Consider the following 13,933-nt stretch of genomic DNA (forward strand, 5'->3'; position numbering starts at 1 on the left):
CGTAGGGTGGTCGGGCTATGACGAAGCCCTCCCTCCCCGAGCTCCTGCACGCCGCCGTCGCCGCTGTCGGCGGCACGGAGCGGCCTGGCCAGGTGTCCATGGCCGAGACCGTCGCCGAGGCGATCGACGACGGCTCCCACCTGCTGGTCCAGGCCGGCACCGGCACCGGTAAATCCCTCGGCTATCTGGTGCCCGCACTGGCGCACGGGGAGCGTGTGGTGGTCGCCACGGCCACGCTCGCCCTCCAGCGCCAGCTCGTGGAGCGGGACCTGCCGCGCACGGTGGACGCGCTGCACCCGCTGCTGCGCCGCCGCCCGCAGTTCGCCATGCTCAAGGGCCGGTCGAACTACCTGTGTCTGCACCGGCTGCACGAGGGCATGCCGCAGGACGAGGAGGAGGGCCTCTTCGACCAGTTCGAGGCGGCCGCCCCCACCAGCAAGCTGGGCCAGGACCTGCTCAGGATGCGGGACTGGGCGGACGAGACCGAGACCGGCGACCGCGACGACCTCACCCCCGGTGTCTCCGACCGGGCCTGGGCCCAGATCTCGGTCTCCTCCCGGGAGTGCCTCGGCGCCTCGAAGTGTGCCTACGGAGCGGAGTGCTTCGCGGAGGCGGCCCGTGAGCGCGCCAAGCTCGCCGACGTCGTCGTCACCAACCACGCGCTGCTCGCGATCGACGCCATCGAAGGCGCCCCCGTCCTGCCCCAGCACGAGGTGCTGATCGTGGACGAGGCCCATGAGCTGGTCTCCCGGGTCACCGGCGTCGCCACGGGCGAGCTCACGCCCGGACAGGTCAACCGGGCGGTGCGGCGCGCGGCGAAGCTCGTCAACGAAAAAGCGGCCGACCAGCTCCAGACCGCCTCCGAAGGCTTCGAGCGGTTGATGGAGCTGGCCCTGCCCGGCCGTCTGGAGGAGATCCCCGAGGACCTCGGCTATGCCCTGATGGCCCTGCGGGACGCCGCGCGCACGGTGATCACGGCGCTCGGTTCCACCAGGGACAAGTCGGTCCAGGACGAGGACGCCGTCCGTAAGCAGGCGCTCGCCTCGGTGGAGTCGATCCACGACGTGGCGGAGCGGATCACCAACGGCTCCGAGTGGGACGTCGTCTGGTACGAGCGGCACGACCGCTTCGGCGCCTCGCTGCGGGTGGCCCCGATGTCCGTCTCCGGGCTCCTGCGGGAGAAGCTGTTCAGCGACCGCTCGGTGACCCTGACATCGGCCACGCTCAAGCTCGGCGGCGACTTCAACGGCGTGGGGGCCTCCCTCGGGCTGGCCCCCGAGGGCACCGAAGCCGAGGACGCGCCCGTATGGAAGGGCCTCGACGTCGGCTCACCCTTCGACTACGGCAAGCAGGGCATCCTCTACGTGGCGAAGCACCTGGCCCGGCCGGGGCGTGAGGGGACCCGCGACGACATGCTCGATGAGCTGGCCGAGCTGATCGAGGCGTCCGGCGGCCGCACGCTGGGCCTGTTCTCCTCCATGCGGGCGGCCCAGAGCGCCGCGGAGGAGCTGCGGGGTCGCCTGGACATGCCCATCCTGCTCCAGGGCGAGGAGACGCTCGGCGAGCTGATCAAGGGCTTCGCCGCGGACGCGCGGACCTGCCTCTTCGGGACGCTCTCGCTCTGGCAGGGCGTGGACGTGCCGGGCCCGAGCTGTCAGCTCGTGGTCATGGACAAGATCCCGTTCCCGCGGCCGGACGACCCGCTGATGAGCGCCCGCCAGAAGGCGGTCGACGAGGCCGGGGGCAACGGCTTCATGGCGGTAGCGGCCACGCACGCCGCACTGCTGATGGCACAGGGCGCCGGCCGTCTCGTACGGGCGACGGGCGACCGCGGCGTGGTCGCCGTCCTGGACCCCCGGCTGGCGACCGCGCGGTACGGCAGCTATCTGCGGGCCTCGCTGCCCGACTTCTGGTACACGACCGACCGCAACCAGGTGCGCCGCTCCCTGGCCGCGATCGACGCCGTGGCGAAGGCGGACGAGGCGTAGCTCCCGGCCCCGCGACGCGAAGGCCCCCTCCGGACGCAGCAGGGCCCCGGAACCGGCGCAGTTGGTTCCGGGGCCCGGTCAGAGGCGGAGGCTCACACCCGCCGCAGCACCGCCACGACCTTGCCGAGGATGGTGGCCTCGTCGCCGGGGATCGGCTGGTACGCGGAGTTGTGAGGGAGCAGCCACACGTGCCCGTCCTCGCGCTTGAAGCGCTTGACCGTGGCTTCGCCGTCGAGCATGGCCGCCACGATGTCGCCGTTCTCCGCGACGGGCTGACGGCGGACGGTGACCCAGTCGCCGTCGCAGATCGCGGCCTCGATCATCGAGTCACCGACGACCTTGAGCACGAAGAGCTCGCCGTCGCCGACGAGCTGCCGGGGGAGGGGGAAGACGTCCTCCACCGACTCCTCGGCCAGGATCGGACCACCGGCGGCGATGCGGCCGACCAGCGGGACATACGAAGCGGCCGGCTTGCCGGTGGTGTCGGTGGGCTGGCTGCTCGGCTGGTCCGAGCCGCGCACCTCGTACGCCCGGGGGCGGTGGGGGTCGCGGCGCAGGAAGCCCTTGCGCTCCAGGGCCATCAGCTGATGGGCGACCGAGGAGGTGCTGGAGAGGCCGACGGCCTGTCCGATCTCCCGCATCGACGGTGGGTATCCGCGCCGCTGCACCGAGTCCCTGATGACCTCGATGACCCTGCGCTGCCGGTCCGTGAGGCCCGAGCTGTCGGCGCGGATGCCTGGAGGTCGGCCCGGCAGGGAGCGAGAGGGCGTGGGCCCCTCCTGGTTCGTGGCTGCGTCATTCATGGCATGCACCGGCTCGAGTCGGCTCTGGGCAGTGATGGTGGCGCTGTCTGCGGTGGTGGTCACTTCGGTCGGCCCCTCTCGAGATGTTCTCTCCCTAGCTAGCCAACGGTAGTTGCTTTCGAAAGGTTGCGCCAAACACACGTTCGAGTGAAAAATCGGCGATTACCTGCCGTGATCATGCGTCCGGGTGTATGGCTCACATTCGGGCCGAGGGGCAATTCGGCTCATTACGGTACGCTTCACCGCTGTGGTCGCGAGCTCCTCCGCAGGGCTCTCATACTGCCATCAGGTGCCCCGCCGGCCCGGCACCGGGCCCCCGCCGCGAGTGCCGCGTCCGAGGCTTCCGGCTGGAGAACGCTGCTCCGCCGACCGTCCGGCCGGTACGACACGCTCGGGGCGGAAGGTGTAGCCGAACCCCACATGTAGTGGCTAGTTTGCATCCGCAGCCCAGAAGTAGTGGTCCCGGGTCTTTCGGGGCTCCTGGGATCGCCTATGCTTGGGGCTGCTTCGAGGGGCTCATCAGCCCCATTGAGGCGTACGAGTCGTGCCATGAAGGAGGGTTGGGAGTTCCATGCACTGCCCCTTCTGCAGGCACCCCGACAGCCGTGTAGTCGACAGTCGCACCACCGACGACGGCACGTCGATCCGTAGGCGCCGTCAGTGCCCCGAGTGCTCCCGTCGTTTCACGACCGTGGAGACATGCTCACTGATGGTGGTCAAGCGCAGCGGAGTCACCGAGCCCTTCAGCCGTACGAAGGTCATCAACGGCGTCCGCAAGGCGTGCCAGGGGCGGCCGGTGACCGAGGACGCACTCGCTCTGCTCGGCCAGCGGGTCGAAGAGGCGGTGCGTGCCACCGGCAGCGCGGAGCTCACCACTCACGATGTCGGCCTGGCCATACTGGGCCCACTGCAGGAGCTCGACCTCGTCGCCTACCTGCGTTTCGCGTCCGTGTACCGCGCCTTCGACTCGCTCGAGGACTTCGAAGCCGCCATCGGGGAGCTCAGGGAACAGCGGCTCGACGCGGAGCCGTGCGACGCGGGCGGAGAGCGCGTCGTGAATGACTGCGGGCCCGGCGGGACTGTCGAAGTCCCCGTGCCCGCCACCGCCGCCGACTGACCGGCCGAGCGGCGGCAAACAGACCTGTCGAGGGTGTCCTTCGTGATGCCCGCGACATCAGACACACATCCGTGCCATGGGAAGAACGTGGCACTTCAGGGCGTTTTAGCCTGAAACAGGGAGGCGGCATGACCGAGACGACGAGCGGCCCGGCACGAGGTTCCCGCGCCAAGGGGTCCAAGGCCAGCAAGGGTCTGCGTATCGAGCGCATCCACACGACCCCCGGCGTGCACCCGTACGACGAGGTGTCCTGGGAGCGCCGTGACGTCGTCATGACCAATTGGCGCGACGGCTCGATCAACTTCGAGCAGCGTGGCGTCGAGTTCCCCGACTTCTGGTCGGTGAACGCGGTCAACATCGTCACCAGCAAGTACTTCCGGGGTGCCGTGGGCACCCCGCAGCGCGAGACCGGCCTCAAGCAGCTGATCGACCGCATCGTGAAGACCTACCGCAAGGCGGGCGAGGACTACAGCTACTTCGCCTCGCCCGCCGACGCCGAGATCTTCGAGCACGAGCTGGCCTACGCCCTCCTGCACCAGATCTTCAGCTTCAACTCCCCGGTCTGGTTCAACGTCGGTACGCCCCAGCCGCAGCAGGTCTCCGCCTGCTTCATCCTGGCCGTCGACGACTCCATGGAGTCGATCCTCGACTGGTACAAGGAAGAGGGCATGATCTTCAAGGGCGGCTCCGGCGCCGGCCTGAACCTCTCCCGCATCCGCTCCTCCAAGGAGCTGCTGTCCTCCGGCGGCAACGCCTCGGGTCCCGTCTCCTTCATGCGCGGTGCCGATGCCTCCGCGGGAACCATCAAGTCCGGTGGCGCCACGCGCCGTGCGGCCAAGATGGTCATCCTGGACGTCGACCACCCCGACATCGAGGGCTTCATCGAGACCAAGGTGAAGGAAGAGGAGAAGATCCGCGCCCTGCGTGACGCGGGCTTCGACATGGACCTGGGCGGCGACGACATCACGTCCGTCCAGTACCAGAACGCCAACAACTCGGTCCGCGTGAACGACACGTTCATGAAGGCGGTCGAGGAGGGCGGCAAGTTCGGCCTCACGTCCCGCATGACGGGCGACGTCATCGAGGAGGTCGACGCCAAGTCGCTCTTCCGCAAGATGGCCGAGGCCGCCTGGGCCTGCGCCGACCCCGGCATCCAGTACGACGACACCATCAACGCCTGGCACACCTGCCCGGAGTCCGGCCGCATCAACGGCTCGAACCCGTGCAGCGAGTACATGCACCTGGACAACACGTCCTGCAACCTCGCCTCGCTGAACCTGATGAAGTTCCTCAAGGACGACGGCAAGGGCACCCAGTCCTTCGACGCCGAGCGCTTCTCCAAGGTCGTCGAGCTGGTCATCACCGCGATGGACATCTCGATCTGCTTCGCGGACTTCCCGACGCAGAAGATCGGCGAGAACACCCGCGCCTTCCGTCAGCTCGGCATCGGCTACGCCAACCTCGGCGCCCTGCTGATGGCGACCGGTCACGCGTACGACTCCGACGGCGGCCGCTCCCTGGCCGGCGCCATCACCTCGCTGATGACGGGTACGTCGTACAAGCGCTCCGCCGAGCTCGCCGCGGTCGTCGGCCCTTACGACGGCTATGCCAAGAACGCGACGCCGCACAAGCGCGTCATGAAGCAGCACTCCGACGCCAACGCCACGGCGCCCCGCGTGGACGACCTGGACACGCCGATCTGGGCCGCCGCCACGGAGGCCTGGCAGGACGTGATCCGCCTCGGCGAGAAGAACGGCTTCCGCAACTCGCAGGCGTCCGTCATCGCCCCGACCGGCACCATCGGTCTCGCGATGTCCTGCGACACCACGGGCCTGGAGCCCGACCTCGCCCTGGTGAAGTTCAAGAAGCTCGTCGGCGGCGGCTCGATGCAGATCGTCAACGGCACCGTGCCGCAGGCCCTGCGTCGCCTGGGCTACCAGGAGGAGCAGATCGAGGCGATCGTCGCCCACATCGCCGACCACGGCAATGTGATCGACGCCCCCGGCCTCAAGACCGAGCACTACGAGGTCTTCGACTGCGCGATGGGCGAGCGTTCCATCTCCGCGATGGGCCACGTCCGCATGATGGCCGCGATCCAGCCGTGGATCTCGGGCGCCCTCTCCAAGACGGTCAACCTCCCGGAGACCGCCACCGTCGAGGACGTCGAAGAGGTCTACTACGAGGCGTGGAAGATGGGCGTCAAGGCGCTCGCCATCTACCGCGACAACTGCAAGGTCGGCCAGCCCCTCTCCGCCAAGAAGAAGGAGAAGGAGAAGGCCGAGGTCACCGAGAAGACCGAGGACACGATCCGTGCCGCGGTCGAGAAGGTGGTCGAGTACCGCCCCGTCCGCAAGCGCCTTCCCAAGGGCCGCCCGGGGATCACCACCTCCTTCACCGTGGGTGGCGCCGAGGGCTACATGACCGCCAACTCCTACCCGGACGACGGTCTCGGCGAGGTCTTCCTGAAGATGTCCAAGCAGGGCTCGACCCTCGCGGGCATGATGGACGCCTTCTCCATCGCCGTCTCGGTCGGCCTGCAGTACGGCGTGCCGCTGGAGACGTACGTCTCGAAGTTCACGAACATGCGCTTCGAGCCGGCCGGCATGACGGACGACCCGGACGTGCGGATGGCGCAGTCGATCGTCGACTACATCTTCCGCCGCCTGGCGCTGGACTTCCTGCCCTTCGAGACGCGCTCCGCGCTCGGCATCCACTCCGCCGAGGAGCGCCAGCGTCACCTGGAGACCGGTTCGTACGAGCCGTCCCTGGACGAGTCCGAGGTCGAGGTCGAGACGCTCGCGCAGTCCGCTCCGCGGCAGCCCGAGCCGCTGAAGGCGGTCGCCACGCCGAAGGCCGAGGCCGAGTCCGCCAAGGCCGCCCCGCAGCAGGCGCACACCAGCGCCGAGCTCGTCGAGATGCAGCTGGGCATCCAGGCCGACGCGCCGCTGTGCTTCTCCTGCGGCACGAAGATGCAGCGGGCGGGCTCCTGCTACATCTGCGAGGGCTGCGGGTCCACCAGTGGCTGCAGCTGAATGACGGGAACCGCCGCTGAGTGAGCGGCGGTCAGGGCGGCGGAGCCGAGATATCGGCTCCGCCGCCTCGTCAGTGCTCGGCCCCCATCAGGGACGCGAAGGACGTCGGGTCGGCGTCGAAGCCGCGGAGGGTCTCGCGGAACGACCAGGCGCCCGACTCGTCCCTGGTGAACTCGGCGACGGTCGCCGCCGTGCTGCCCGAGACGGCGGAAAGGTCGCTCTCCGACAGGGCCGTGTGGTCCTCGCGGATGCGGACGGCGGTGTTGGGGATGTCGCCGAGGACCTTCTCACCGTCCTGCTGCTGTATGGCCACGCCCACCACGACGCGGACGTACCGAGCCGCGAGGCGGTTCAGTTCGAGCACCATGACCTCGTCGTAGCCGAAGCCCTGGCCCGTGCGGCTGTCGCGGTTGAGGTGGATCGTGCCGTCGGGTGAACGGCTGTCGAAGTGCACCAGGTACGCGGGGGCTCCGTACGGAGCGCCCGCCTCGTACGTCGCCGCGATGATGTCCAGGTCGTTGGGCGACTCGCCCGCCGGGCTCGGGTCCCACTTGAGACCGACCTCGACCTTCTTGATCCCCTTGCTGACACTGCTCACGTGACCCGCCCCTCTTCGTGACCTGGACGCTGCCGACCGGCCAGGCTCTGACCCGGCACACGCTACGACGTACGACTGACAACGTCGTAGCGCCGCTGGTCACAGGCGCGCAACTGGGCAGGTCGGCGCGGAGGTTGGCCGGCATCGAACTGATTACCGCCGACATCGCCGGACCCATCAGGGTGCACTGCACCGGAGCGTGACCCCGGCCGCGCTCCGCGCCGTACGATGGCGCGGTGCTGGTCAAGTGGATTCGCTGCACTGTGGTGGACCGTCGTGGGTTCGAACGCGGGCAGCGGAAGTGGGCGGGGCTTTTGGGGGAGCCGGGATTCCGGGGACAGGGCGGGGGGTGGAGCCGGGGGCGGCCCGGCATCGCGCACGTCTTCACCTTCTGGGAGAGCCGGGCCTTCTACGACTCCTTCATGGCCCGCTCCCACGACCGGCTCGCCGCCGCGCAGGGAGGCACGTACACGAACGCGCAGGCCAAGCTCTTCGACCACCGGTTCGACGTGAAGACCGGGTTCGAACCGCGTTTCACGGACGCCGACGTGGTGCGGGTCGCGCACTGCCGGATCCACGAGGCGCGGGTGGAGCACTTCGCCCTGATGCAGCAGAAGATCTGGAACCCCGCGATGGCCGGCTCGCCGGGCATGCTCCGCGGGCTCTTCGGCGAGGCACCGGGCCATGAGTTCCTGGTGCTCTCCATGTGGCGGTCCGCCGCCGAGCGCGGGAAATACCGCGTCGAGCGGGTGGAGCGGCTCTCGCTGCGGGCCCAGACGGAGGCGGATGTCGCCGCGCTCGCGGGGGACGTCGTCGACCTCGAACCGTCGTGGACGGTATGACCCTCGCCCGCGGGCCGGCCCGGCGGCCGTGCGGCGTGGAGTACGCCGGATGGAGTCCGGACGGCGACCCGGTTGAGCCGTCCGGCACCGGTCCGATCTAGGGTTTGCGCATGGCACGCCCGCGGCGCATCATCCTGGTCCGGCACGGCGAGTCGGCGGGGAACGCCGACGACACCGTGTACGAGCGCGAACCCGATCACGCGCTCGCCCTCACCGAGACGGGGTGGTCCCAGGCGGCAGAGACGGGAAAACGCCTCCATGAGGTGATCGGCCGGGAGCGGGTGAGCGTGTACGTCTCGCCGTACCGGCGTACGCACGAGACGCTCCAGGCGTTCCGGCTCGACCCCGATCTCATACGGGTGCGGGAGGAGCCCCGGCTGCGGGAGCAGGACTGGGGCAACTGGCAGGACCGGGACGACGTGCGCCTCCAGAAGGCGTACCGGGACGCGTACGGGCACTTCTTCTACCGCTTCGCTCAGGGCGAGTCGGGAGCGGACGTGTACGACAGGGTGGGGGCGTTCCTGGAGAGCCTCTACCGGAGCTTCGAGGCCCCGGACCATCCGCCGAACGTCCTTCTCGTCACGCACGGGCTCACCATGCGGCTGTTCTGCATGCGCTGGTTCCACTGGTCGGTGGCCGCGTTCGAGTCGCTGGCGAACCCCGGGAACGGTGAAATGAGGATGCTGGAGCTCGGCGACGACGGCAAGTACGCACTTGACCGGCCGTTCGAGCGCTGGCGTGAGCCGGAGCCGTACGGCATCACCGGATAGAGTGGCTGAGCGATGATGGCTGACTCCTCCTTCGACCGGCGCATGGAGCGTGCTCTCGCCAGCCTGCGTGGGCTGGCGGTGGGAGACGCGCTTGGCTCTCAGTTCTTCGTGCCCGCGCACTACCCGCTGCTCAAGAAGCGACAGCTGCCGGACGCTCCGTGGCAGTGGACCGACGACACCGAGATGGCCTGCTCCGTGCTCGCCGTCCTCGTCGAGCACCGGCGGATCGACCAGGACGCGCTCGCCCTGTCGTTCGCCGAACACCATGACTTCGACCGAGGCTACGGCCCGGCCGTCAACCGTCTGCTGCGGCTGGTCCGCGAGGGCGGGGACTGGCGGGAGCTGGCCTCCGCGCTCTTCAAGGGGCAGGGTTCCTGGGGGAACGGCGCGGCGATGCGGATCGCGCCCCTCGGCGCCTGGTACGCGGACGACCCCGAGCAGGCGACGCACCAGGCGGAGATCTCCGCCTACCCCACGCACCAGCACCGCGAGGCCGTGGTCGGCGCCATGGCGGTGGCCGCGGCGACGGCGCTGGTCGCCGCGCCCTCCGGGCCGCCCACGCCGAAGGATCTCCTCGACGGAGTCATCGCCCTGGTGCCGCGCAGTGCCGTGGGGGCGGGGCTGCGCAGGGCGCGGGACATGCTCGACTACGGCGACGCGGCCACGGTCGCGGCGGTCCTGGGGTGCGGGCGCCGCACGACGGCTCATGACACGGTGCCGTTCGCGCTCTGGTCGGCGGCGCGTGGTCTCGGGGCGTACGAGCGGGCCATCTGGGACACCGCTCAGGTGGGCGGCGACATGGACACGACCTGCGCCATCGTTGGCGGAGTGGTGGCCTCCGGCGAGGGCGGGGCGCCGCCCAGGGAGTGGCTGGAGCGCACGGAGGAACTGCCCGGCTGGGTTCCCGTGGGCGCGCAAGGCCGGTCTTAGCTCGCTCGGAGCCCGTCCCGGCCGCGGGCGGCCCGGCTGTCACGGTCATGACACAGGGGGGTGCGGGCCGGGGGCGCGCGTCGGTCGCGCGGCTACTGTGGTCCGCGCCGCCCGTTGATCTTGCCGGCGCGCACTGAACGAGATGCCGGTCCCCGGCAGCCCCGTGGCCCTCTTCACCGCCGCGTGCCGCGCCGGGCGCGCCGGCCGGGAGGGGGTCCCGTGTCCGACACACCAGCCGAAGACTCCGGCACACCAGCAGCCGATTCCGGCGGCGCACCGGCCGAGGGCTCCGGCACAGCAGCCGCGGGCTCCGGCACAGCAGCCGCGGGCTCCGGCACAGCAGCCGAGGGCGACAGACCGCCGGGTGGTGATACGCCGCCGAGTGGCGGGAGGGCACCGGTCGGCGGCGAGCGAACGGGCGGCGATACGGCGGCCGGAGGCGACGCGCCTGCCGGGGCGGACGTGCCCGCCGGAGGCGACGCACCGGCCGGAGGCGACGTGCCCGCCGGAGGCGACGCGTCCGGTACGTGCGATGGTGCCGAGCCGTCTGCCGCAGGTGTCCCCGTGGTCGGCGGTGGCGAGCCCCGGAAGCGGGACCCCGAGGGGGCCGAGGTGGCGGCGCGAGGGGGTGCTGCCGCGCGGGGGGACAGGGCCGCCCGGGAGCAGGCCGGGGCCGATGACGACCCCCTCCTCGCCGATCTGCGGTCCGAGCCGCCCCGCCCCGTGCGGACGGCCACGCTCTGCTCCGTGCTCGCCACCGGCGTACTGGCCATGCTGCTCCTGGGGGACGGCCTGGCGCTGAATCTGCTGATCGTCGCCGTTCCGGCCGCACTGGCCGCCTACTACGCCGCTGGGCCGACCGGGCGCAGGCCACGCGCGTGGTCGCTGATATGGGCGGTCGGCGGGCTCGCCCTGCTGATCGTGCCCGCCCTGCGCGACGCGGGATGGCCGTCGTTCCTCGCGGTGGTCTCCTCGCTCGCGCTCGGCTCGCTCGCGCTGCACGGCTGCCGGACCTGGCTCGGCATGCTCTTGAGCCCTCTGGGCCTGTTCGACGGCATCGTGAAGGGCCTCGGCTGGGGCTGGCGCGGGGCGCGCGAGCAGTTGAGCGGCGCACGGGGCGCCGGGCCCGCGCTGCGGGCGGTCGCGGTGACCGCCGTGCTGCTCGCCGTCTTCGGCGCGCTGTTCGCCGGGGCGGACGCCGCCTTCGCCGGACTGCTGGGCGACCTGACGCCCGACGTCTCCGTGGCCGAGGGGCCGTGGCGCGTCCTGCTGCTGGTCGTCGGGGTGGTCGGCGCGCTCGCCGCGGCGCACACGGCGGCCTCGCCCATCCGCTGGGACCGGCTCGTGGTGCACCCCGGGCGGCCCAGGAGCCGGGTCGAGTGGGCACTGCCGCTCATCGTGCTCAACGTCCTGTTCGCGGCGTTCAACGCCGTCCAGCTCGCGGTCCTCTTCGGCGGTCACGACGCCGTCCTCGACAAGACCGGACTCTCGCACTCCGACTACGCGCGGCAGGGCTTCTGGCAGCTCCTGCTCGCCACGGTCCTCACACTGGTCGTCATCGTGTTCGCGCTGCGCTGGGCCCCGCGCGGTGGCGCCAAGGACCGCGTGCTGGTGCGCTCGGTGCTCGGCGCCCTCTGCGCGCTGACGCTCGCCGTGGTGGCGTCGGCGGTGCGCAGGATGGACCTGTACGTGGAGGCGTACGGCCTGACCAGGCTGCGGATATCGGTCGTCGCCGTGGAGCTGTGGCTCGGCGTGATCATCCTGTTCATCATGGCCGCGGGGGTCTGGGGCGCCCGATGGCTGCCGCGCGCCGTGGCCGCGAGCGCGGCCGCCGGGGTGCTGGCCTTCGGGCTGCTCTCGCCGGACGCGCTGATCGCGGAGCGCAACGTGCAGCGGTACGAGAAGACGGGCAAGTTCGACCTCGACTACGCGCGGCAGCTCTCGGCGGACGCGGTGCCCGCGCTGGACGGGCTGCCCGAGCCGCAGCGCTCCTGCGCCATCGCGGACATCGCCGACGACCTCGGGGGCGAGCGCCCGCCCTGGTACGCCTTGAGCCTGGGAGAGGCCAGGGCCCGGCGGATCATCGAGGACCGGCCGCCCTCGCCGGACCCCGTCGTCTGCGGCCGGACGCGGACCGACCCGCCGTCCACTCCGTACAGCTCGGTCCCCTGACGCGGACGGTGCCGGGCCGCTCCCGAAGGTCCCGGCCCGGCACCTTCGGGAGCGGCCCGGCGGCGAGAGGCGCCGCGGTGCGGTCAGCCGCCCACGGGTCCCGCCGCGCTCGCGGTGCCGGAGAGCGCGTCCAGGTCGCTCTTGCGTACACGGATCACCAGTACCGCGATGACCAGGGCGAGCAGGGCCATCGCGGCCGCCGGTATGAACGCCGTCGAAATGCCCTCGGAGAGCACCTCGTGGCTCCAGGGGGCGGGCAGTTCGTGCGTCTTCGCGAACTCGGCCTTCTGCTCCGGGGACGCGTGGGCCATGAAGTCCGCCACCTGGTCCTCGGCCTCGTTCCGGTTGGCCGTGCCGAACACCGTGGTGAGGATGGAGAGGCCGAGTGAGCCGCCGACCTGCTGGGTGACGTTGAGCAGCCCGGACGCGGCGCCCGCCTCGTGGGGGGCCACTCCGGAGACCGCGGTCAGTGTCAGGGTCACGAAGTTCAGGCCCATGCCGAACCCGAAGAGCAGCATCGGGCCGAGCACTCCGCCCGCGTACGAACTGTCGGGGCTGATCAGTGTCTGCCAGCCCAGTCCGACGGCGACGATGGCCGAACCCGTCACCATGAACGGCTTGGGGCCGAGCACCGGGAGGAACTTCTGCGACAGACCGGCGCCGAGGGCGATCACGGCCGTGACGGGCAGGAAGGCCAGGCCCGCCTCGATCGGGGTGTAATTCAGGACGTTCTGCACGAAGAGCACGATGAAGAAGAACATCCCGAACATCGCCGCGGCGAGGCTGAGCATGATCACGTACGTGCCGGAGCGGTTGCGGTCGGCGAACATGCGGAGCGGGGTGATCGGCTCCTTGGCGCGGCTCTCGATGAACGCGAAGGCCGCGAGGAGGACGACCGCCGCCACGAACGAGGCCACGGTGAGCCCGTCGCGCCAGCCCTCCTCGGCGGACCTGATGAAGCCGTAGACGAGCGAGGCCATGCCGAGCGTCGAGGTGAGCGCGCCCGGCAGGTCGAAGCGGCCGGGGTGACGCTCGGACTCGTTGATGTAGAGCGGAGTGAGGACGGCGATCAGGATGCCGATGGGCACGTTCACGAACAGCACCCAGCGCCAGTCGAGCCACTCAGTGAGCATGCCGCCCGCGAGGAGCCCGATCGCGCCACCACCGGCGGATACGGCGGCGAAGACGCCGAACGCGCGGTTCCGCTCCGGTCCCTCGGGGAAGGTCGTCGTGATGAGGGCCAGCGAGGTCGGCGAGGCTATCGCGCCGCCGACGCCTTGCAGGGCGCGCGCGGCGAGCAGTTGCCAGGGCTCCTGCGCGAAGCCGCCGAGCAGCGAGGCGGCCGTGAACAGGAGGATGCCGGCCATGAAGACGCGGCGACGTCCCAGGATGTCCCCGGCGCGACCGCCGAGCAGGAGGAGACCGCCGAACGTGAGGGTGTACGCGCTGACGACCCACGTCAGGTCGGTCGTCGAGAAGTTGAGGGCCCCCTGGATGTGGGGCAATGCGATGTTCACAATCGTCGCGTCCAGGACCACCATGAGCTGGCAGGCCGCGATGATGGTGAGCGCGAGGCCGGGATGCCCCTCCCGGCGCGCTTTGTCTGGGTTGTGGTCTCGCGTCAGTTGAGAGGTTGACACCATGATCCCCCGCAAGTGCTTTAGTGAACGGTCCCGTTCAC

10 protein-coding genes are annotated in these 13,933 nt (G+C 70.6%); 7 read left to right on the forward strand and 3 right to left on the reverse strand.

Going from position 1 to position 13,933, the window contains the following annotated elements; genetic code table 11:
* Positions 1-17: 17 nt before the first annotated feature.
* On the forward strand, positions 18-1,988 hold the full coding sequence (locus ACRAKF_RS28485; RefSeq protein WP_447040391.1) for an ATP-dependent DNA helicase: 1,971 nt from the start codon (positions 18-20) through the stop codon (positions 1,986-1,988).
* A 92-nt stretch (positions 1,989-2,080) separates the two neighbouring features.
* Here the strand turns inward: ACRAKF_RS28485 and lexA are convergent, their stop codons facing one another.
* Positions 2,081-2,854 (reverse strand): transcriptional repressor LexA, encoded by a 774-nt coding sequence (gene lexA, locus ACRAKF_RS28490; RefSeq protein WP_447040392.1) that lies wholly within the window; start codon positions 2,852-2,854, stop codon positions 2,081-2,083.
* A 508-nt stretch (positions 2,855-3,362) separates the two neighbouring features.
* On the opposite strand from lexA, the gene nrdR reads away from it, so the two are divergent.
* Together nrdR and ACRAKF_RS28500 are read left to right on the forward strand one after the other, a co-directional pair.
* Positions 3,363-3,908 carry a transcriptional regulator NrdR gene (gene nrdR / locus ACRAKF_RS28495; RefSeq protein ID WP_447040393.1) on the forward strand — a complete coding sequence of 182 codons (546 nt, stop codon included), beginning with the start codon at positions 3,363-3,365 and terminating at the stop codon, positions 3,906-3,908.
* 128 nt (positions 3,909-4,036) lie between these two features.
* The gene (locus ACRAKF_RS28500) at positions 4,037-6,940 is read left to right on the forward strand and encodes a vitamin B12-dependent ribonucleotide reductase (protein ID WP_447040394.1); all 2,904 of its coding nucleotides are present in this window, start codon (positions 4,037-4,039) and stop codon (positions 6,938-6,940) included.
* A gap of 70 nt (positions 6,941-7,010) precedes the next feature.
* On the opposite strand, the gene ACRAKF_RS28505 is transcribed toward ACRAKF_RS28500, so the two are convergent.
* Entirely contained in the window at positions 7,011-7,538 is a 528-nt protein-coding gene (locus tag ACRAKF_RS28505) for a TerD family protein (protein WP_447040395.1), read from the reverse strand.
* Positions 7,539-7,774: 236 nt separating this feature from the next.
* Between ACRAKF_RS28505 and ACRAKF_RS28510 the strand changes: the two genes are divergently transcribed.
* The 4 genes from ACRAKF_RS28510 (at position 7,775) to ACRAKF_RS28525 (ending at position 12,252) form a co-directional block, all read left to right on the forward strand.
* On the forward strand, positions 7,775-8,380 hold the full coding sequence (locus ACRAKF_RS28510) for a YdbC family protein (RefSeq protein ID WP_447040396.1): 606 nt from the start codon (positions 7,775-7,777) through the stop codon (positions 8,378-8,380).
* 110 nt (positions 8,381-8,490) lie between these two features.
* Entirely contained in the window at positions 8,491-9,150 is a 660-nt protein-coding gene (locus ACRAKF_RS28515; protein ID WP_447040397.1) for a histidine phosphatase family protein, read from the forward strand.
* Between the two features lie 12 nt (positions 9,151-9,162).
* Positions 9,163-10,080 (forward strand): ADP-ribosylglycohydrolase family protein, encoded by a 918-nt coding sequence (locus ACRAKF_RS28520; RefSeq protein ID WP_447040398.1) that lies wholly within the window; start codon positions 9,163-9,165, stop codon positions 10,078-10,080.
* 219 nt (positions 10,081-10,299) lie between these two features.
* Positions 10,300-12,252 carry a DUF4153 domain-containing protein gene (locus ACRAKF_RS28525; RefSeq protein ID WP_447040399.1) on the forward strand — a complete coding sequence of 651 codons (1,953 nt, stop codon included), beginning with the start codon at positions 10,300-10,302 and terminating at the stop codon, positions 12,250-12,252.
* 83 nt (positions 12,253-12,335) lie between these two features.
* On the opposite strand, the gene ACRAKF_RS28530 is transcribed toward ACRAKF_RS28525, so the two are convergent.
* On the reverse strand, positions 12,336-13,892 hold the full coding sequence (locus ACRAKF_RS28530) for an MFS transporter (RefSeq protein ID WP_447042221.1): 1,557 nt from the start codon (positions 13,890-13,892) through the stop codon (positions 12,336-12,338).
* Between the last annotated feature and the right edge of the window lie 41 nt (positions 13,893-13,933).

Source organism: Streptomyces sp. DSM 118878, from assembly GCF_052936595.1.